This window comes from Acinetobacter sp. UBA991 (assembly GCF_002292065.1).
In the GTDB taxonomy this organism is placed as follows: domain Bacteria; phylum Pseudomonadota; class Gammaproteobacteria; order Pseudomonadales; family Moraxellaceae; genus Acinetobacter; species Acinetobacter higginsii.
The window spans coordinates 1-20,947 of sequence record NZ_DBBF01000009.1 but is presented as its reverse complement, the minus strand read 5'-3'; the positions used below and the strand labels follow the sequence as shown (position 1 = coordinate 20,947).

General features: G+C 40.6%; 23 protein-coding genes. 11 read left to right on the top strand and 12 right to left on the bottom strand.

Translation table 11 applies throughout. The features are described from left to right. Positions 1–27 precede the first annotated feature (27 nt). On the bottom strand, positions 28–2,718 hold the full coding sequence (gene alaS, locus B2727_RS02650) for an alanine--tRNA ligase (RefSeq protein WP_171248657.1): 2,691 nt from the start codon (positions 2,716–2,718) through the stop codon (positions 28–30). A gap of 257 nt (positions 2,719–2,975) precedes the next feature. Here alaS and B2727_RS02645 point away from each other — a divergent pair, with 257 nt between their 5' ends. The 6 genes from B2727_RS02645 to B2727_RS02620 all read left to right on the top strand — a co-directional run bounded on the left by B2727_RS02645 (position 2,976) and on the right by B2727_RS02620 (position 8,274). Continuing rightward, positions 2,976–4,001, top strand: a complete 1,026-nt coding sequence (locus tag B2727_RS02645; RefSeq protein ID WP_004805974.1) for a type I glyceraldehyde-3-phosphate dehydrogenase — start codon at positions 2,976–2,978, stop codon at positions 3,999–4,001. A 37-nt stretch (positions 4,002–4,038) separates the two neighbouring features. Continuing rightward, complete coding sequence (locus B2727_RS02640) at positions 4,039–4,353, top strand: hypothetical protein (RefSeq protein WP_033133666.1); 315 nt, start codon at positions 4,039–4,041, stop codon at positions 4,351–4,353. Between the two features lie 64 nt (positions 4,354–4,417). Further along, on the top strand, positions 4,418–4,918 hold the full coding sequence (locus tag B2727_RS02635) for a GNAT family N-acetyltransferase (RefSeq protein WP_033133667.1): 501 nt from the start codon (positions 4,418–4,420) through the stop codon (positions 4,916–4,918). A 415-nt stretch (positions 4,919–5,333) separates the two neighbouring features. Further along, positions 5,334–6,500: an ATP phosphoribosyltransferase regulatory subunit gene (locus B2727_RS02630; protein ID WP_033133668.1), complete on the top strand. Its 1,167-nt coding sequence runs from the start codon at positions 5,334–5,336 to the stop codon at positions 6,498–6,500. Between the two features lie 57 nt (positions 6,501–6,557). Then, positions 6,558–7,877 carry an adenylosuccinate synthase gene (locus B2727_RS02625; RefSeq protein WP_004805984.1) on the top strand — a complete coding sequence of 440 codons (1,320 nt, stop codon included), beginning with the start codon at positions 6,558–6,560 and terminating at the stop codon, positions 7,875–7,877. Positions 7,878–7,953: 76 nt separating this feature from the next. After that, entirely contained in the window at positions 7,954–8,274 is a 321-nt protein-coding gene (locus B2727_RS02620; RefSeq protein ID WP_033133669.1) for a putative quinol monooxygenase, read from the top strand. Positions 8,275–8,599: 325 nt separating this feature from the next. On the opposite strand, the gene B2727_RS02615 is transcribed toward B2727_RS02620, so the two are convergent. Continuing rightward, a complete protein-coding gene (locus tag B2727_RS02615) occupies positions 8,600–9,610 on the bottom strand; it encodes a helix-turn-helix transcriptional regulator (RefSeq protein ID WP_081406949.1) in 1,011 nt (336 codons plus the stop codon). 212 nt (positions 9,611–9,822) lie between these two features. On the opposite strand from B2727_RS02615, the gene B2727_RS02610 reads away from it, so the two are divergent. The 4 genes from B2727_RS02610 to B2727_RS02595 all read left to right on the top strand — a co-directional run bounded on the left by B2727_RS02610 (position 9,823) and on the right by B2727_RS02595 (position 13,575). Further along, positions 9,823–11,373 carry a circularly permuted type 2 ATP-grasp protein gene (locus B2727_RS02610; protein ID WP_033133671.1) on the top strand — a complete coding sequence of 517 codons (1,551 nt, stop codon included), beginning with the start codon at positions 9,823–9,825 and terminating at the stop codon, positions 11,371–11,373. 72 nt (positions 11,374–11,445) lie between these two features. Next, positions 11,446–12,048 (top strand): alpha-E domain-containing protein, encoded by a 603-nt coding sequence (locus tag B2727_RS02605; protein WP_033133672.1) that lies wholly within the window; start codon positions 11,446–11,448, stop codon positions 12,046–12,048. Beyond that, positions 12,045–12,824: a transglutaminase family protein gene (locus B2727_RS02600; protein ID WP_033133673.1), complete on the top strand. Its 780-nt coding sequence runs from the start codon at positions 12,045–12,047 to the stop codon at positions 12,822–12,824. Before B2727_RS02605 ends, B2727_RS02600 begins: the two co-directional genes overlap by 4 nt. Positions 12,825–12,840: 16 nt before the next feature. After that, on the top strand, positions 12,841–13,575 hold the full coding sequence (locus B2727_RS02595; RefSeq protein ID WP_004805995.1) for a proteasome-type protease: 735 nt from the start codon (positions 12,841–12,843) through the stop codon (positions 13,573–13,575). A gap of 49 nt (positions 13,576–13,624) precedes the next feature. Here B2727_RS02595 and B2727_RS02590 read toward each other — a convergent pair whose 3' ends face one another. The 7 genes from B2727_RS02590 to rpsF form a co-directional block, all read right to left on the bottom strand. Further along, positions 13,625–14,095, bottom strand: a complete 471-nt coding sequence (locus tag B2727_RS02590; protein WP_033133674.1) for a DoxX family protein — start codon at positions 14,093–14,095, stop codon at positions 13,625–13,627. Between the two features lie 61 nt (positions 14,096–14,156). Beyond that, entirely contained in the window at positions 14,157–15,230 is a 1,074-nt protein-coding gene (gene alr / locus B2727_RS02585; RefSeq protein ID WP_004805999.1) for an alanine racemase, read from the bottom strand. A gap of 57 nt (positions 15,231–15,287) precedes the next feature. After that, positions 15,288–16,733 (bottom strand): replicative DNA helicase, encoded by a 1,446-nt coding sequence (gene dnaB / locus B2727_RS02580; protein WP_004806002.1) that lies wholly within the window; start codon positions 16,731–16,733, stop codon positions 15,288–15,290. A 186-nt stretch (positions 16,734–16,919) separates the two neighbouring features. Next, positions 16,920–17,219, bottom strand: coding sequence for a TM2 domain-containing protein (locus tag B2727_RS02575; RefSeq protein WP_033133675.1), 300 nt, complete (start codon positions 17,217–17,219; stop codon positions 16,920–16,922). Positions 17,220–17,335: 116 nt separating this feature from the next. After that, positions 17,336–17,782, bottom strand: a complete 447-nt coding sequence (rplI, locus tag B2727_RS02570) for a 50S ribosomal protein L9 (RefSeq protein ID WP_004654410.1) — start codon at positions 17,780–17,782, stop codon at positions 17,336–17,338. 12 nt (positions 17,783–17,794) lie between these two features. Then, positions 17,795–18,022, bottom strand: coding sequence for a 30S ribosomal protein S18 (gene rpsR, locus B2727_RS02565; RefSeq protein WP_000090661.1), 228 nt, complete (start codon positions 18,020–18,022; stop codon positions 17,795–17,797). Between the two features lie 11 nt (positions 18,023–18,033). After that, positions 18,034–18,417: a 30S ribosomal protein S6 gene (gene rpsF, locus B2727_RS02560; protein WP_004806006.1), complete on the bottom strand. Its 384-nt coding sequence runs from the start codon at positions 18,415–18,417 to the stop codon at positions 18,034–18,036. A 173-nt stretch (positions 18,418–18,590) separates the two neighbouring features. Between rpsF and B2727_RS02555 the strand changes: the two genes are divergently transcribed. After that, positions 18,591–19,085, top strand: coding sequence for a hypothetical protein (locus tag B2727_RS02555; RefSeq protein WP_033133676.1), 495 nt, complete (start codon positions 18,591–18,593; stop codon positions 19,083–19,085). A gap of 158 nt (positions 19,086–19,243) precedes the next feature. Here the strand turns inward: B2727_RS02555 and cyoE are convergent, their stop codons facing one another. From cyoE to cyoC, 3 genes are all read right to left on the bottom strand, one after another. Then, positions 19,244–20,122 carry a heme o synthase gene (gene cyoE, locus B2727_RS02550; RefSeq protein WP_241345132.1) on the bottom strand — a complete coding sequence of 293 codons (879 nt, stop codon included), beginning with the start codon at positions 20,120–20,122 and terminating at the stop codon, positions 19,244–19,246. Between the two features lie 10 nt (positions 20,123–20,132). Beyond that, positions 20,133–20,462, bottom strand: a complete 330-nt coding sequence (locus tag B2727_RS02545; protein WP_004806013.1) for a cytochrome o ubiquinol oxidase subunit IV — start codon at positions 20,460–20,462, stop codon at positions 20,133–20,135. Then, positions 20,462–20,947: cytochrome o ubiquinol oxidase subunit III (gene cyoC, locus B2727_RS02540; protein ID WP_291347648.1), on the bottom strand; the 486-nt coding region annotated here is incomplete at its 5' end. The genes B2727_RS02545 and cyoC, both read right to left, overlap by 1 nt.

Sequence of the window (20,947 nt, the reverse complement as noted above, 5' to 3'; positions counted from 1 at the left end):
GTCAGTTACACAAAAGTGAAGTCTTTATTATTGCGCAAGCCAAGCAGGTAATGCTGCGATGACTTGATCAAACTTCTCGTTAAGTGGCGCGCCACCTTGTGCTAAGTCAGGTTTACCACCACCTTTACCGCCCAGCTCTTGAGCCAAGTGTTTGATGATGTCACCTGCTTTTAGAGTTGCAGCGTATTGTTTAGCGACGGAAGCGATTAAACTCACTTTATCACCTTCAACACCAGCTAAAATAATGACTGCATCTTCTAATTTTGATTTTACGCTGTCATGAAGATTGCGTAATGATTTGGCATCTAAACCTTTTACCGATGTGATAAGCGTTTGACGACCCGCAATTTCTGTGACTTGATCTAAAAGCTCAGCCGCTTGGAAGCTCGCTAATTTTTGATTCAATTGTTCGATTTGCTTTTGTAGGCTAGAAGCAGTTTCAACAATTGCTTCAACTTTCTCTACAGTTTGGTCTTTTTGCGCTTTCAACAAACCGTTAATGATTTGGATATCTGTTTCTGCTTTTTGAACCACTTCAAGCGCTTTGGTGCCAGTCACGGCTTCAATACGACGAACGCCCGCAGCAACACCACCTTCAGAAGTGATTTTAAATAGACCAATATCACCCGTGCGCTTAACGTGAATACCACCACAAAGTTCGATAGAGAAGTTTTTTTCTTCAATAATAGAACCCATAGAAAGTACGCGAACTTCTTCGCCATACTTCTCACCGAACAGCATCATTGCGCCTTTGGCTTTTGCTGATTCAATATCAAGTAATTCAGTTGTTACAGGGCTGTTCGCAATGACTTCGGCATTGACTAAACGCTCAATCTGTTGCAATTGTTCAAACGAAACAGGTTGGTCGTTGGCAAAGTCAAAACGTAAAATATCGCTGGCAACCAAAGAACCTTTTTGTTGTACATGCTCACCAAGAATCTGACGTAAAGCCGCATGTAGAAGGTGAGTCGCTGAGTGATTACGCGCTGTTGCTGCACGAATGTCTGCTTTAACCGTTGCTTCAACATTTTGAGTGGCTTTGAGGCTACCCATGGTCACGATACCTTGATGGACAAATGCACCACCAGATTTTTTAGTATCTTGAACTTCAAAAATACCAGTATCGTTTTTGAAGATACCTGTATCACCGATTTGACCACCGCTTTCTGCATAGAAAGGGGTTTGGTTCAATACGATCAGTGCTTCGTCACCTTCGTTGATTTCATCAACTTGCACGCCATCTTTATAGATCGCAACGATTTGACCTTGGCCTTGAGTCGCTTCATAACCATCAAATTGAGTTTCGCCTTCAACTTTGACAATGCTGTTGTAGTCAACTGCAAATTTACCTGCATCACGTGCACGTTGGCGTTGCGCAGCCATTTCAACTTCGAAGCCGGCTTCGTCAATGGTAAGATCACGTTCACGTGCGATATCAGCGGTTAAGTCAGTCGGGAAGCCGTAAGTATCGTATAGTTTAAATACGGTTTCACCAGCAATCACATTGCCTTTCAGTTGTGCTAATTCACCTTCTAACAACTTCAAGCCTTGCTCAAGTGTTTTCGCGAATTGCTCTTCTTCTTTAAGAAGCTGTGCTTCGATGCGTGCTTGCTGCGCTGCAAGTTCAGGATAGGCATCGCCCATGACTTCAATTAGCGGTTGTAACATCTTATAGAAGAATGAACCTGTTGCACCTAACTTGTTACCATGACGCACGGCACGACGAATAATACGACGTAGCACATAACCACGACCTTCATTTGAAGGGTTAACACCGTCAGCAATCAAGAATGAGCATGAACGCGCATGGTCAGCAATCACTTTTAACGATGCAGGATATTCAACTGGTTTATTTTGTGCTTTTGCTTCAGCTTCAATGGCAGTGGTATCTAAACCAATGATTTCAGCAGCAGCTTTTAATAAGTGTTGAAACAGGTCAATTTCATAGTTTGAATTGACATGTTGTAGTACAGCCGAAATACGCTCCAAGCCCATACCTGTATCAACAGAAGGTGCTGGAAGAGGGTGCATGACACCATCAGCAGTACGATTGAACTGCATGAAAACGTTGTTCCAGATTTCGATGAAACGATCACCATCTTCTTCTGGTGTGCCTGGTAAGCCACCCCAGATATGGTCACCATGGTCATAGAAAATTTCAGAACAAGGACCACAAGGACCTGTATCACCCATTGCCCAGAAGTTATCTGATGCGTATTGGCCACCTTTGTTATCGCCAATACGGATAATACGTTCAGCATCGATACCAATTTCTTTGTTCCAGATATCAAATGCTTCATCATCGGTATGATAAACCGTGACATATAAACGATCTTTCGGTAAGCCTAACCACTGTTCGCTGGTCAAAAATTCCCAAGCAAATTTCAGTGCATTTTGTTTGAAATAATCACCGAAAGAGAAGTTGCCTAACATTTCAAAGAAAGTGTGGTGACGTGCGGTATAACCTACGTTGTCGAGGTCATTATGCTTACCGCCGGCACGGACACATTTTTGAGATGAAACAGCACGAACATAGTCGCGCTTTTCTAAACCTAAGAAACAATCTTTAAACTGGTTCATACCAGCATTGGTAAACAGCAAAGTTGGGTCGTTGGCGGGAACGAGAGAACTCGAAGCGACACGTGTATGCCCTTGCGATTCGAAATAACGCAAAAATGCTTCACGGATTTCAGCTGATGTCATAAAGCGAGTACTCACAACCAAGACACTCCATAATTTTGAATTTGGCTATATGCAACAAGGTACGTTGTGTCTAACGTTCTACAATCGAACCCAGTGCGTGGCATAGATTTTAAAAGTGCTAAATTATAACGGAAAATACCTGCCTCACCAACGATTTTACAAGCAATATCATATAAAACTGTGTTTAAGCTAAAAATCTATATTCAACAATGTGCTTGATGTTTTACCATATAGCATAGAAAAGATGATGTTTTGATGAATAAGGACCCTACATGCAACGTATCGCTATCAATGGATTTGGTCGAATTGGTCGGAATGTATTACGTGCGTGGTTTGAGAGTCCTAAGCAATTTCAGTTTGATATTGTTGCCATTAATGACATCGCAGATGTGCAGACCTTGGTGCATTTGTTCAAATACGATACCACGCATGGTCGTTTTGCAGGTCAAGTTGAAATTCAAATTGAAAATCAACATATTTTTTTGAATATCCAGTCCAATCAGCGTCAGTTAAAACTACAGGTTTTTAAGCAGGCTCAGCCAGAATTATTGCCTTGGGCTGACTTAGATATTGATGTGGTGCTTGAATGTACCGGTTTATTCCGTTCACGTGCTGATGCTACACGCCATGTTGAGGCAGGTGCAAAGCGTGTGATTATTGGTGCTGCACCTTTTGATTCTGTGGATGCGGCGATTGTCTATGGTGTTAATCATAATGACGTAAAGGCCACAGATCAAATCATCTCCAGTGTCTCATGTACCACACAGGCCTTAGTGCCGTTGGTTAAAATTATTGATGATGCCTTTGGTATTGATACCGCATTAATGACAGAAATCCATGCGGTCACAGCCGATCAATCGGTTTTGGATCACGCGCATCGGGATTTACGTCGTGCACGTGCATCTGGGCAAAATATTATTCCAACCACATCAAGTGCCTTGGGTGCATTGAAACAAGTCATGCCGAAAATGGAAGATCGGATCAATGGCTATTCCATTCGTGTACCGACCATTAATGTGGCTGCCATTGATCTCACTTTTGTTTCGCATTCACCGATTACTGTGCATAAAATCAATGAAGTTTTGAGCAAGGCGGCGCAATATGATTATGCGCAGATCATGCAAGTGACAGATGAAGATCTGGTTTCTAGTGACTTTAATCATTCGCCTTATTCTCTGATTGTGGATTTAACTCAAACCATGGTGGTGGGACATCAAGCGAAAGTTTTTGCGTGGTATGATAATGAATGGGGATATGCAAATCGCTTACTCGATTTGTGTGAAACTTTTTGTGATTAATGATTTAAATAATATAAAAATTAATTCGGAGTAGTGAATGACATTGATGTTGATTTGGGGATTAATTGCTATTTTATTGGCGGCGGTTGTATTTTTATTCTGGCTGCAGTTTAAAAATGTAGATGTACCAAACCAAGATGTTCAAGTTTTGCAACTTGAAGAAAAAGTTGTGCATTTAGAATTACATCTAAAAAAGAGTTTGGAAATCATGCAGGATCTGGCCAAGAAGATGCATGTGCAACAAGAGGTTTTGGATCGAACTGTGGCAAATATTGCCGCTTTAGAAAAGCAAAATGTTGAAATGGTGAATTTGCTAGAAATCGTAGTAAAAGGCGGCAAAGGAACTGAATAAATATAAGCTAATTTTTGAGAATCTTTTATAAAAATTCAGATTCGCGATAAGTTAGAGGTATTGAATGAGTCCAGACTTGGAGGAATTGGTGGTACGTCTCACCACCGAGGAGGATTGGAAAATCCTTAAAACCGTTCGTTTAGAGTCTCTACTGGATAGTCCTGATGTTTTCGCTGCTAATTATGCGACTACAGAGAAATATAGTGAATCAGAATGGCGTGACCGTGCCTCACAAAAGACTAAATTTCGATATGTTTTAGCAATTAAAGGGGATCGGGCAATTGGGATTATTGGTGGAACTCAAAACGCTGTACGTGAATTTAATGTGATCGCGATGTGGGTTAATCCTATGTTTCGTGGCAGTGGTATAGCCGATCTGCTGATTTCTGCGATTAAGAATTTAGCCGTTTCTAAAGGTCATTCTAGGATTGTATTAAGCGTATCTCCAAAAAATGAGCGAGCAGTGTGTTTATATTCTAGGCACAATTTTGTGTTTATACCTGAATGGGAATCTTTAGCCCTGAGTTCAGGTGAAAGAAATCAAAAAATGGAATGTGTTTTTTAATATAAACTAAGAACAAGACCTTAAGGTGTTTCATTTATTTGGGGTAATCGCTGCTTAAGAGGCTCGGAATTTCGGACAGGCAGTCTTGCATGTGACTCCCAAGCAATCAATGTTGTAAAAATCAAACTTGATCAATTGCAAGCAGGGCAATAGTTCAGATGTTAGGCAGTTCTTAGGGACAAGAACATGGACTTATACTCTCAGTGATTAGTTTCAATCTATTGAATCTACTCGTTAATTTTTCTTACTTAGTGAAGTTATTTGATCAATAAACCCGAAAGATTTATTCAAATTCGAAGGTGCATCACATAAATCTTCGTGCTACACTACGCTGAATCGGGCATTCACCCGATTTTTTTATGTGGTTGCTTTTTGTGTGGATGCTTCCACATTGAACAGATTTTAGGTTTGGAACATGGCCATTTCAGAGACATGGTTGCTCCCTGACGGGGTAGCAGATGTATTGCCAGAACAAGCGCAAGTGGTTGAAACCTTGCGTCGAGAAGCGTTAGATTTCCTCGCAGTTCGAGGTTATCAATTGGTGTATACGCCATTTATTGAATACATCGAATCGCTCTCGCTACTTTCAGAATCTAATCAAGATTTAGATTTAGTTACCTTCAAAGTTATTGATCAACTATCTGGCCGTTTACTCGGTGTGCGTGCGGATATGACGCCGCAAGTTGCGCGTATAGATGCTCATGTTCGACCAATTGAAGGTGTAGCACGTTATTGCTATGCAGGTTCAGTCTTGCATACCAAACCACAGAATTTCAATGCAACCCGTGCACCTTTGCAGTTAGGTGCAGAGTTGTATGGTCATGACAGCATCGAAGCAGATGTTGAAATGATCAACGTTATGTTGGCGTTAATTGAGCATACTCATACTTTAGAGGGCGCTCATTTAGATTTAGGTCATGTTGGTTTATTCCGTAGTCTGGTTAAACGCGCTGGCTTAAATAAAAATACCGAAAGTGAACTTTCTGACTTATATCAGCGTAAAGCTTTCCCAGAGTTAGAAGAATTCACGCAAGATTTAGCGATGGGTGCGGACTTTTATGCTTTAGGGCGTTATGCAAGCGACCTTGATGCACTAGAAATGCATTTAAGCCAAGATATTTTAAATGATGCGGATTTCAAAAATGCATTAGATGCATTGAAATCTACATTAGCGCAAATCCAGTCACGTTGGTCGAATCTGAACATTGGGATAGATGTGGTTGAGTTACGCAGCTATCACTATCATACAGGTTTGATGTATGCCATTTATGCACCGAATCGTGCCGCACCACTGGCTCAAGGTGGTCGTTATGATGGTATTGGTGAGCATTTTGGGCGTGCGCGTCCAGCAACTGGATTTAGTTGTGACTTATATGCTTTAGGCGCGACTCAGTTTGTAGAAATTGAAACTGTGGTTGCACCGAAAGGCCATGATCAAGATTTATTAAATGCAATTGCAGATGTACGTGGCAAAGGTTCACGTGTGGTGCAGTTGTTGGGTAATGATGATTTAAGCTCAGTGCCTTATGCGACCCATCAGTTGGTGTCTCAAAACGGGCAGTGGGTGATTGAAAAAATTTAATTGCCAAGTTTTAAGACTTGGTTTCCAATTTTAACAGCATGATGTAATGAGGCTATTATGGGCAAAAATGTTGTGGTACTTGGTACCCAATGGGGCGACGAAGGAAAAGGTAAAATCGTCGACCTGCTCACAGATCAAGCGGCTGCGGTAGTTCGCTACCAAGGCGGACACAACGCAGGTCATACGCTTGTGGTAGGTGGTAAGAAGACTGTATTACACCTCATTCCATCAGGTATTTTACGTGAAAACGTATTGTGCTTAATCGGGAATGGTGTTGTTCTTTCTCCTGAAGCCTTGATTAAAGAAATGGCGATTTTGGAACAAGAAGGCGTACCTGTTAAAGAGCGTTTACGTATTTCTCCAAACTGTCCACTTATTTTGCCAAACCACATCGCGCTTGACCAAGCACGTGAGAAAAAACGTGGTAACGCGAAAATTGGTACAACTGGTCGCGGTATTGGCCCAGCTTACGAAGACAAAGTTGCACGTCGTGCTGTACGCGTAGCAGATTTGATTCGTGGTGGTGCTTTACTTGAAGAAAAACTCAAGGAAATGCTTGAGCTGCATAACTTCCAACTTTCTCAATTCTATGGCGTTGAAGAAGTTAAGTTTGAAGATGTACTTGCTCTTTGTGATGCATGGCGCGAAGTTCTTGCTCCATTAGTGATTGATGTAACGACTGTATTACATAATTACCGCAAAGAAGGTAAGGCAATCATGTTTGAAGGTGCGCAAGGTTCATTGCTGGACATCGATCATGGTACCTATCCATTTGTAACAAGCTCGAATACTACTGCTGGTGGCGTAAGCTCTGGTTCAGGTATGGGTCCATTGCATTTAGACTATGTATTGGGTATTACCAAAGCATATACAACACGTGTAGGTGCAGGTCCGTTCCCAACTGAGTTGCATTATGATGCAGCAACAGATACAGGTGATGCGATTGGTCGTCACTTAGGTACAGTTGGTCATGAGTTTGGCGCGTCTACTGGCCGTCAACGTCGTTGTGGTTGGTTTGATGCTGAGATTTTACGTCGTTCGGTTGATGTGAACTCGTTATCTGGTATTTGCCTAACTAAGCTTGATGTATTAGATGGTTTAGAAGAAGTAAAAATCTGTGTGGGTTATGAAGATGTAGATTCTGGCTGTGCAGGTTCTTCTGATGCGATTTCATTTGAAAGCTTGAAACCGATCTATGAAACCATGCCGGGTTGGAGCGAGTCTACTGTTGGTTTGACTCAAATTGATCAACTTCCTGCAAATGCATTGGCCTATGTACGTCGTATTGAAACTTTAATTGGTTGCCCAATTGATATCGTTTCAACAGGTCCTGACCGTGCAGAAACAATCGTATTGCGTCATCCATTTTCAGCATAAGCTGAATTGATGACAAAAAAGCTCTCATGAATTTGAGAGCTTTTTTTATGGGAAATATTTAGGGAGAGCGAGGTAAATGACCTTAAAACTGATTGCTGAAGACTATATCCAGCCAGACAAAATTGATGAGGTGTTAGCGCTTTATCAAGAGTTGGTAGAGAAAACTAAAGCCGAGGCAGGATGCATTGCTTATGATCTTTATCATGACCATAAACAAAAAGGGCATTTTGTTTTTATCGAAGAATGGGTTGATCGTGAAGCACTAGATTTACATGTACAGTCGGAGCATTTCCGGAAATTAGTGCCTCAGATTGATCAATATCAAATACAGGCTGGGCGTTTTACCCATTTGCATCGCTTCGAAGTTTTATTATCTGATAAAAAAGAAGATGAATAAGTTGATTTTGACGCAAAGATCAGCGATAGCAAAAAATTAGATTTTGATTCCAATCTTTGTTATTTCACAGTCTAAAAAATCCTCGTTATAGTGATTCTACGTTCAAACAAAGAGGGTTTAACCATGACCAAAAAGAGAATCCGCTACAATGGCTATGAATTAGCGTGCCGATGTTAATTTAAATCTAAGCGCTTAAAAAGGTACAAACCAATTTTGATCAAGGCGGGGAGAGAGGTTGGTTTGAACATTTAAACAATAAAAATAATATTGAGTGTTTGATAATAAAATTTATAAAAAATCGAAGAGAACCGAAAGGTTCTCTTTTTTATTGGGCTTGCTCTTCAATCTCTTTCACTGCGTTATAAACGGCAGCGGGTTCAATATTCAGCATTTTCTTACCAAAACTTCTGAGCCACCACACCAGTTGTGAGGTAAATGGAACAGTTGCAGAGACTTCGACAATGTTTTCTTCTAGATGTTGGATGATTTGATCCTTACTCAGCTGGCTTTCGTAGAAACTCTTGGCTGTACTCTCGGTCATGGTCAGTTTTAAATGAATTTGTTCGGTTGGCTTGCTGTAGTCAACACGGAAACCCAATGCACCTGATTCAATATAATTATCAATTTCAAAGTTCACAGGATGTAAGGCGCGACTTTCCAATACCGTTGCTGCTTTAAAGCGGTGCAAGGCGAAGGTTTGTACTTCAGTTTTATCATTTCGGGTACAGATTAAATAAATCACTGCACCTTTTTGAACCAAAGCCAGCGGATTGAGGATATAGGTCTTATCTTCGCCTTGATGGGTACGGGCGAGATAAATACATTCGATCTGTTTGTCTTGTAATAAACCTTCATAAATCGCTTGTTGTGCATGTTTGTCGACAACAGGCGGAATCAAGGGTTGTGTCGCCGGTACAATACGAACACGGTTGATCCATTGTCGAACATTATTTTGTGTCGATAGGCTACGTTTGGCCAAATCAAACCAAGGTGTCATTTCTTCTAATAAACTTGGTGGAAGCAAGTGACGTAAATGCTCTTCGACCATCATAAACGTAACCGCTTGCGAGCTGGTCATGTGGGGCAAGCTTTGAATTGGTGCATCTGAACGCCAACGCCAACCTTGTGGTACGGTTTTATTGCTCTCGATTGGGAAACGCTGAGCAATTTGATTTAAATCACGCTGAATGGTACGCAGACTGATATCAATGCCTTCGCGTTCTAATATTTCTTGTAATTCGCGTGTGCCCATCCATTTCCCAGTAGAAAGGCGGGATAAGATTTGCCATTGGCGATAAAGGCTATTGGATGTTTCTTTTTCTTGTATGGATGACATAAGCGAAATACATAATTCAATGGTCTAAAGCAGACACAATAAAAAAACTATACTTAATTATCAAGTCCATCCTATCTAGATTACGTATTTACGACTGAAATGACCCTAGTTTTGCTTAAATATTCTAAGTCTGGTTGAAAATTGATCATTTTGTATAAGTGGCATTGAAATTGCTTCCTTTAGATATAAATAAATGATGAGACGAGGTTTCTATGTCAGAACAAGAACACAACCTACATATCAGCACAGATTATTACGCACCAGAACCCAATCCAGCAGCATCCGTTGATACCTCTACATTTATTTCGCAGCTCAATGTGACCACCAATTTATTTGAGCAACTTAAATCACAATTTTTCAATGAAATGTTAGATGACAAAAGTTTTAACGGTGAAGCATCGAAAAAAATTGAGCAATGGTTGAGTATTCGTAGTCTTGATGATTTAAAAACACTAGAAGCACAAGCAAAACAGCATTTCTTATATCAAGGCATTACTTTTAATGTTTACGGTGATCAGGAGGGTGCTGAGCGTACCATTCCTTATGATTTGATACCGCGTGTGATTGAAAAGAAGCAATGGGAAAAGATCGCGACGGGCTGTGCACAACGAGTCAAAGCATTAAATTTATTTCTAGATGATATTTATCATGGACAGCATATTTTAAAAGAAGGTTTGATTCCTGCAGAACAGGTGATTGCGCACGAAGCGTTCCAGCCGCATATGCTAAAGCACCAGTTGAAAGGCAAGGTTTATTCACAAATTAGTGGTATCGATATCATCCGTGATGGGCAAGGTGATTTCTTTGTGTTGGAAGATAACCTACGCACACCATCAGGTGTGTCTTATATGCTGGAAAGTCGTAAAATCAGTCAGAAATTGATGCCAGATCTTTGTAGCAGTAATAATTTACAGGGGATTGAGCAATATCCAAGTCTGTTAAAAGCAATTCTCGAAGAAAATGCTTATGTCGATCAGCCATTAATTGTGGTGCTAACACCTGGGCGTTTTAATAGTGCCTATTATGAACATTCATTTCTAGCGCGTGAAATGGATGTACCGCTAGTGACCAGCCGAGATCTGTATGTAGAAGATGATAAGGTTTTTGTCAAAACTATTCGTGGTCGGCAGCAGGTAGACGTTATCTATCGCCGTGTTGATGATGAATTCTTGGATCCACTCAGTTTTAGACCTGACAGCACTTTGGGTGTACCCGGACTGATGTCTGCATATTTACAACACAATGTTGTGATTGCCAATGCACCGGGAACAGGGGTGGCGGATGACAAGTCGATTTATCCTTATGTCGATCAGATGATTCAGTTCTATTTAGGTGAAGTACCTATTTTGAATAATGTGCCAACTTATCAATGTCGAGAAGCGGAGCAACTGGATTACGTACTTAGTAATTTAGAAAAATTAGTGGTGAAAGAAGCACAAGGCTCAGGTGGTTATGGCATGTTGATTGGTCCTCAAGCAGATCAACAACAGATTGATTGTTTCAGACAGAAACTGATTGAGACGCCACATTTATATATTGCACAACCGACTTTGGCACTTTCCGTTGCTCCAACCATGACAGCAGAAGGCGTTGCTGAGCGACATATTGATTTAAGACCTTTTGTACTCAGCTCACCTTATCGCACTGAAATTGTGCCGGGTGGCTTAACACGTGTTGCCATGCAAGCAGGCTCTCTCGTGGTGAACTCTTCTCAAGGTGGTGGAATTAAAGATACATGGGTGGTTGAATCATTACGTTCCTGAACCATATCCACAGCCCGAAGATGATAACAATGCGGGCTGTGAGATTGAAGATTAAGAAAAGGGAGGAGATTTATGCTTTTACTTAGCTCAAGCGCTCAACATATTTATTGGTTAGGACGTTATTTATTCCGTATTGGTCATGTGGCTGGACATTTGCCTTTTGATGATAATTATCAGGCATCAGAATTTGCACAGGCACTTTGTTTGCATATTGATGATGCAGAAAACTTGAATCAATTTATGTTAGATCGTCAGCAGCCTTATTCTTTATTGAGTCAGCTTGAGATTGCGCGGGACAATATTCAGGAGTTGAGGGGATTATTAACCGCACAGGCCTATGCAGAACTCAATTATCTGATCAAAAATGTGGCAGCAGATGGATTAGCCATTCAGGATGTGGTGCATAGCTGTTGCGACATTCTGAAAGCTGAGCAAGAAGATATTTTTCTATTTTTTCATATTGGGCAATGTATTGAGCAAATTGATACCTATTTCAGATTTCAACACAATACACATGCTGTTTTTGATGCGATTGATCCAACCATTGAGCGGTTATATCATTTGGGATGGCAAGACTTACAACCGTGTTGGGAGACATTAAAAGAACAGCCATATTTAAATCAGTTTTATGCATTTACCTATAAATTGGAAAATCAATTTGAGGTATCCTCATGAAACTCATGGTGAATCACCAAACGCATTATCAATATACTGAGATTGCGCGGAACAGTGTCCAATCCATCAAAATGATGCCACAAAGTTCACGGCATCAGAGTGTAGAGAATTGGCATATTAGTGTGCCAGGACAGTACTCGTGTCAACGTGATGCATTTAATAACCTATGGATTACAGCAACGCAACGCCATGATTATCGTTATTTGACGATCATGGCACAGGGTGTAGTGGATTTGCATGCGACTGAGTTGGGTTATTTTGAGACAGATATTTCAGCATTACTGTTTTTACAACGCACGGCAATGACCTGCTGTGACCTGACCATGACGGATTTTGCGCATTCGATTGTTGCTGTAAAAGACCGCCACCATTTGATTGTTTTATCAGAAAAAATCTTACAGCAAGTGCCTTATCAACCTGAAAGTACCTCGGTTACGACCTCAGCTATTGATGCCTTTTATGCGGGTCAGGGAGTGTGCCAAGACCACGCACATATATTAATTGCCATGTGTCGTGCGTTACAATTACCTGCACGTTACGTTTCGGGCTATATCTACGATGAAAATCAGCCACACCTCGCCAGTCATGCATGGGCAGAGGTTTTTGTGGATAATGAGTGGTATTGTTTCGATGTAAGTAACCAGATATTTACACCCCAAAACCATATATACGTTGCAGTTGGACGTGATTATTTAGATGTGGCGCCTGTTCGTGGTATTCGTGAGCAAGGCGGGGTAGAAAGTATGATGTCTGTGGTGCAGGTTTTGGCGTGTTGAATGTAAAGAGAGAAAGATGACCTATTGTTGCGCATTAAGATTAGAGCAAGGTTTGGTATTGATTAGTGATACCCGAACCAATGCAGGGGTCGATCATATTTCTGTATTTCGTAAGTTGCATACCTTTGGTGTTGAAGGTGAACGTTTTATTGCTTTGCAAACAGCAGGTAATTTGGCGACGACACAAGCCGTGATCGGGCATTTGCAGAATGCTTTGGCTTTGCATCAAGAGCCGAATTTGTATAGTGCCAATACCATGTTTGAAGTGGCTGAATTGGTTGGAAAAACTCTACGCAAAGTGCTTGAAGATATTACCAGTGACACCCAAGAACAGATGAATTATTCATGTAGCATATTGGTCGGTGGGCAAATTCAAGGCGAGGAGATACAGCTTTATAATGTGTATCCACAAGGGAACTTTATTTGTGCAACCACCGATACGCCGTATTTCCAAATTGGTGAAAGCAAGTACGGAAAACCGATTCTAGATCGTGCTTTACACTATGATATGCCTTTGGATGATGCACTGCGCTGTTCGCTTATTTCTTTTGATTCGACTTTGCGCTCGAATGTTTCAGTGGGTTTGCCTTTAGATGCACTGGTTTACCATAAAGATAGTTTTAAAATTCCAGAAGGTAAGCGGATTGGTGAGGATGATCCTTATTTTACTCAGATTAGTCGACAGTGGTCTGAGACCTTGCGCCGTGGTTTACAAGAGTTACCAAAGCCAACAGCGGACTATGGTTTATAACTTCCTTAAACTCCCTCAAAAGCATAGATCCTTTTGAGGGAGAATCATCCTAAGATGTTGTTATATTTTTGCTTAGAATAAGATCTAGCGACAGTATGCTTGGCCGAGATGTAATCAATATCGCCAGAATGAGCATATACAATAGGTCATGTATATAGAAGAACCAACTGAGCCAGCTTATCGGATCTAAGCCGCTTGGAATCGTATGAATCCCAACCGTGTATAGTGCTGTCAGGCAGATCATAAACAAGAAAATACTGCTGATCTGAGTAAATAAGCCCAAAATCAGAAATAAACCTGCAAGCATTTCAGTGACTGACACAAAGCTACTCATGATTGCTGGAAATGGAATGCCTGCATCAATGATCGTTTCCAGCATAATCAGTTTATTTTTTTCAACGAAAAGTTTATTGAAGCCTGTGGTGAAGAAAAAAATGCCGATCGAAATTCGGATCAAAAAGAGCACGAATTGCTGGATCGGCATTTTATACAGCGGATTATCATAAATCAGTTTGAGCATTCTGGATCTGAATGGTTAAAACCTTATTAGAGATAAAACACAAAAATTGATCAAGTAATGTTTAGTTATCTAATTGACGTATTGGGCGTTGGGTGAGGCGGCAAAGTAGCTCGTAGCCGATAGTTCCGTTTGCTGCTGCAACATCATCAACCAGGCGAGATTGGCCCCAAAGCTCAACTTTTGTGCCAATTTCTGCTTTAACATTGCTGATATCAATGGCGATCATATCCATGCTGACACGGCCGACTACAGGAACAAGTTGCTGATCGATGGCAACAAAGTTTTGCTCGATATACGCGCGTGGATAGCCGTCACCATAGCCAATCGAAACAATGGCAATTTGTGACGTACATGACGCTGAGTAGGTCGAGCCATAACCGACAAACTCACCTTGTTGAATCTGATTGAGGGCAATAATTTCGGCACTAAAAGTCATTACCGGCTTTAGATCGAGTTCATGTACATTGCGATCCGCGAAGGGTGATGCACCGTAAAGCATGATGCCCGGACGAACAAAATCAAAATGCAGTTCAGGGTATTTATAAATCGCAGCAGAATTACAGCAAGATACCAAGATCGGTTCACAGGCTTGTTTTACCTGTAAGAATTGTTGCTTTTGTTGCTCATTTAAGGGGTGGTCTACGTCAGCATTGGCAAAATGCATGGCAAGTACACAGGTAAAACCTTCAGTTTTTAAACGTTGAATCACGTTAATGATTTCATCGACTTTGAAACCTAAACGGTTCATGCCGCTATTTAGTTTAACCCAAACCTTTAAACCCAACGCATTATAAGCAGCTTTATGTTGAATCAACCATTCTACTTGTTGTTTGTGATGTACGATGCATTCAAGTTTCTGCTCGATGACTTGCGTCATTTCATCTTCAGAAAATACACCTTCAATCAATGTAATCGGCTGAGTGTATCCAAGTTGCCTGATCTCCAGTGCTTCTTCTAAACAGGCGACACCAAAAGCGTCCGTGGCCTCAAGGGCGGCTAAACAGTTTTTGACTCCATGTCCATAAGCATTGGCTTTGACCATACTGACGATTTTTGAATGTGGAGCAAGTTGTTTAACACGGTTTAAATTATATTGCAGTGCTTCACTGTCAATATAAACTGTTGCTTGGCGCACCCTGAGTTCTCCTTTGGGTCGACTTGGATTGTATATAAAATAGAAATAGTTTGAATGTTATTCGTCATCTTCATACTGAGCATAGAACTCAGGTGAGAGATTACTAAAACGCGTATATTGACCTTCAAATGCGAGACGTACGCTACCAATTGGACCGTTACGTTGCTTACCGATAATGATTTCAGCAGTACCAGCTTCTTTAGATTCTTTGTTATAGACTTCATCACGGTAAATAAACATGATCAAGTCGGCATCCTGCTCGATCGCACCCGATTCACGTAAGTCTGACATTACTGGGCGTTTGTTTGGTCGGTTCTCCAAACTACGGTTAAGCTGAGACAGTGCAATTACAGGGCATTGCATTTCTTTGGCCAAAGCTTTTAAGCTTCGTGAAATTTCCGAGATCTCGCCGACACGGTTATCACCCATGCCTGGGACTTTCATCAACTGTAAGTAGTCGACCATGATACAGCCGATTTTACCGTCATGCATTTTAGCTACACGACGCGCACGTGCACGTAGTTCGGTGGGTGGTAGGGCAGATGAGTCATCGATATAGAGATGCATTTCTTGTAGCTGAAGAATAGTTCCAGTGACTTTGGTCCATTCGTCTGCATCGAGATTACCTGAACGTAGATGGCCCTGATGGACTTTACCCATTGCTGAAATCAAACGCATAGCAATCGAGTCTGCTGGCATCTCCATAGAGAATACGAGAGCAGGTAGGCGGTTGTATTGCAGTACACTTTCAACCAGGTTCATGGCGAACGTGGTTTTACCCATCGATGGACGTGCTGCAACAATAATCAAATCTCCCGCCTGCATCCCTGATGTTTTATTATCAAGCTCTAAGAAGCCTGTGGTTAAACCAGTAATGTTGCCATCTAGTTTAGACAGTTCATCTAATTTGGTGATAACGTCAGCAGTCACAGAGCTGATTGATTTTGGCCCAGAATCTTTTTTATTGTTATTGTGCTGTTCTGCCAAAGAGAAAATACTGGTTTCTGCTAAATCAAGAATTTCACTGACTGGACGACCTTTGGTGTCATAAGCATTTTGTAAAATATCACTGCTGATCTTGATCATGTTACGCAGAGTTGAGAACTCTTTGATTTTATTTGCATAAATTTCAAGGTTGTAGAAGCTTGATGGAGAGTCTGCCATCAATTGCATCAGATATTCTTCACCACCAATGGCATCTAACAGGTTTTGTTTGAGCAACCAGTCATTGACCAAAACAGCGTCATACGGTGAGTTTTCCTGTGCTAGTTTTTCGATGGCACGATAAATATATTTGTGACGTGTCGCATAAAAATCATTTTCTTTAAGCAGGTCGCTGACTTGTTCAAATGATTCAGCAACCGTCATTAACGCTGCCAATACCGCTTGCTCAATTGCAAGATTATGAGGTGGAGTGCGAAATTCTTTTAGTTGACCTGAGTCACTCACTTTACTCTCTGTGTTTGGAGAATTTTTTGTAAAATTGGCATTCGCCTGTGACATAACAAGACCTAATAAAAAGATGAAACAAAACCGAATGACTATCTTAATCCAAATGGAGGTCGTCGGCACAATTTAATTCAGTGAAAATTGTGAAAGTGATGCAATAGCATAATAGATAGTCACTTCTACTATCACAGCTAGTGTTATGGTGCTTCTTATGTATTGATTGAGATAAAAGACTTTGTTTTAAGGTTTTACAAACCAGTCCTGAACAAATTTGCCATTTTTTAAGCGATACGCTGAAAGGCCGTAGCGAAGGTTATTCTCTTGGGCATCTTTAACAAAGCCATTGTCTTTGCCTAAAGAATAGAGAAAAGCATCAAGCAGGAGTAGGGCTGTATCGATAAACCACCAAAAGCCTAAACCGCCAAAAGTAATTAATTTTAAAATGCCACTGGTTTTTTTTCCGAGATAGAAACGATCTATGCCAAAGAACCCTAAAAACATGGCAAGTACCAAAGCGATGATACGATTTTTATTTTGCATATGTGGTCCTATAGAGATGAAAATTATAAGATTTAAAACTTAATTAGATATGTTTTTGTATTTTTTAGAGATAAAAAAAAAGAGCATGTAAAACATGCTCTTTTTCTTTGCAGAAATTACTCAGATACGATAGTAACGAGAACTTCAGCAACAACATCATGGTGCAATTGGATTGCGATGTTGAATTCACCAGTGTGACGAAGCGCACCGTTTGGTAAACGAACTTCTGCACGGTCTACAACAAGACCAGCATTAGTTAAAGCATCAGCGATGTCACGAGTACCGATAGAACCGAATAGTTTACCTTCGTCACCAGCTTTCGCAGTGATTACGATGTTAACTTCGTTCAATTGTTCAGCACGTGCATTCGCAGCAGCTAATACTTCAGCTTCTTGCTTCTCAAGTTCAGCACGACGAGCTTCAAAAGCAGCAGTGTTTGCTTCTGTTGCAGCTACAGCTTTACCTTGAGGGATCAAGAAGTTACGACCGTAACCAGCTTTAACTGATACTTTGTCGCCTAATTTACCAAGGTTTTTAATGCGTTGTAATAAGATAACGTCCACAGCTCACCTCACTTACTTATGGTTGTCAGTGTACGGAATCAAAGACAAATAGCGAGCTTGTTTAATAGCTAACGCTAATTGACGTTGATAACGAGCTTTAGTACCTGTAATACGGCTAGGAACAATCTTGCCGTTTTCAGTGATGTACTGTTTTAATGTGTCGATATCTTTGTAGTCGATGTACGCAACATTCTCAGCTGTAAAGCGGCAGAACTTGCGACGACGGTAAAAACGTGCCATTGATGTTCTCCTTATTCAGCTTCTGGAACTGCTTGTTGTGCTTCTTCACGTTGAGCTTTACGCGCACGTTTTTCTTCAGCACTTTTAGCAAGCAAAGATTCTTCAGTAATTGCGTTTTCACGACGGATAATGATGTTACGAATAATTGCATCGTTATAACGGAACAATTCTTCTAACTCATCAAGCGTCGTTTGACCACATTCAACATTCATAAGAATGTAGTGTGCTTTGTGAATTTTGTTAATCGGGTAAGCCAATTGGCGGCGGCCCCAATCTTCTAAACGGTGAATTTGACCTTCAGCTTCTTTGATCTGAGAGATATAGCGTTCAACCATACCTACAACTTGATCGCTTTGGTCTGGATGTACCAATAGTACGATTTCGTAGTGACGCATTGTCAGCTCCTTACGGTTTAAGCAGCCCCTAATTAAAAAATTAGAAGCAAGGAGTCATAACTAAAAAGTTATGTCGCAAATTGCGAAGCGGGGATTATATGCAAATTGACGCTATAAAGCAAATTTGCCATAGTCTTTGTGATATATTTTTTAAATAAAAATAGGCAATAAAAATGGAACCACAATTTATAAAGACAGTTGCCCTGCTTGAGTCGATTTTGCAGTCGAATACTGAGGAGGCATATTTAGACGCTTTTGAGCAATACCAAGGTAACATTTACCAAATCTTAATGATTGTCGATTGGCGTGAAGAGGACGAGGCGATTATTGAATATTGCGAAAATATTTTACAAACGGGGAGTTTGCGGGCAGAGATACAAAATGCGGATAACCTGCAAGGATTTACCATTACTGTTTATTATCAGAATCAAACTTTGATTATTCCTTATCAAGGTGAGGGCGCAGATCGAGATACCACCTTAAAAGCACTCAATCAAATTTTGCAGCCTGATTATGAAATCCGTTTTTGTGTGGCTTCCGATGGGTCCGATACCTTGGAGTTCATTCCGTTACCTCAAGAGGTATGGCAAAAATTAGATCAAAAATATCCACATAATATTGATCAATTTTTTAGACGTTTTGAGCCAGACAGTGAGTTTTTTGGCTAGAGTCGTGTTGCAGGTTAATCTTTAAAGATTATATGTAACGACTGATTTGGAATTTAGTCTGGGCTTGTTTCATTTAGGCAATAAAGAACGAAATGTTTTTATTGCACGAAATGATAAAAATTGGGAGAGCATAAAAAGATAGAGCATTCTCTATCTTTTTAAAAAATAGGAAAGAATGGTGCAGGGCTTTTAAAGGTGAAGCTAAAGCTTAAACTGATAACAGTAATGAGGATTACTGAGAAAAGGAAAAAGCGTTTGGCCCAAAGCTGATCATCTTCGGCCTTGAATCCTAAAATAGCAATGTAGAACCAGTAAATGCAAAGTATATTACAGATGACCAAGAACACGATATTGGTGTATCCATATACATATAATGCATTCATCGATAGAGTAAATAAAACCACATAAATCAGTGATTCGATTTTTGTTCTAAGGATTGAACGGGCTACAGGTAGAATAGGAACGCCTGCATTTTTATAGTCGTCAAAACGATAAATTGCGATTGCCCATGAATGCGGCATTTGCCATAAAGCATATGCAACAAAGATCAATAGGGCTGCCATATCGAACTGATGACTTACAGCCACATAACCAATAACAGGTGGACTCGCTCCAGAAATACTACCGATCACGGTTTGATGGATTGTGGTGCGTTTGCTCCACAAACTATAAAAACCGACATAGACGACAAAACCAATGACAGCGAATAAAAAAGCATAAGCATTAACATAAAACCAGAGCATGCTAAAGCCAATCACACCTAAAACCAGCGCATAGCACATGGCAACAGGAGGGGAAATGGTTTTGGTCACAAGTGCACGGTTCATGGTGCGTTGCATTTTCTGATCGATGTCTTGATCAATTACGTTATTAACTACACAACCAGAAGCAACCACTAATGTTGTTCCGAGAAGAGTAAGTAATAATAAGAGGCAGTCTATAGAGCCTTGGGCGGCTAAGAAGAAGCCGCCCAAGGTGGTAATAAAATTACCGAAGAGAATTCCTGGTTTAGTCAGGAATAAGTACTTTTTCCACATGACGATCAGTTTAGATCATCATGTTGTAGTGTAGGTAATTCATAATCCACACAGAGCCGACTAAAAGTACAGCGATACATAAGATTGTGTAGATAAATGCAATAAGGTTCCAACGTTGGTCAGATGATGTATTCATGTGTAAGAAATACACAAGTTGTACAAGTACCTGAGCAACAGCAGTAATTGCAATTACTGTAACTAAAATGCCACGACTAAAACCACCAGCCATCACCATCCCGAAAGGGATGATGGTAAGGATGACAGATAGGATAAATCCAATCGTGTATTGTTTAAAGTTACCGTGTGACGCACCTGCAGCATTATGGTCATGACTACTCATTAGAGAACTCCCAGTAAGTAAACGACGCTGAATACACAGATCCAAACGATGTCAAGGAAGTGCCAGAACAAGCTTAAGCAAGCAAGACGACGTGTATTCGGTAAAGTCAAACCATTCTTTTTAATTTGGTAGATTAATACCAGCATCCACACTAAACCAGAAGTTACGTGGATACCGTGTGTACCAACCAAAGTAAAGAATGCAGATAAGAATGCACTGTGAGTTGGACCATGGCCTTCGTGTACAAGGTGATGGAACTCATAGATTTCCATACCAATGAACGATGCACCAAAAAGGAATGTAACAAACAACCAAGTGATCACTTGATTTACATTCTTTTTATAAGATGCAAGTACAGCAAAACCAAATGTTACCGATGAAATCAATAAGGCAAATGTTTCAGTTAACACGAAGCCTAATGAATCATGGAACAGGTCATATGCACTTGGGGTTCCTGGCGGGATATGACTGCTTAATACAGCGAA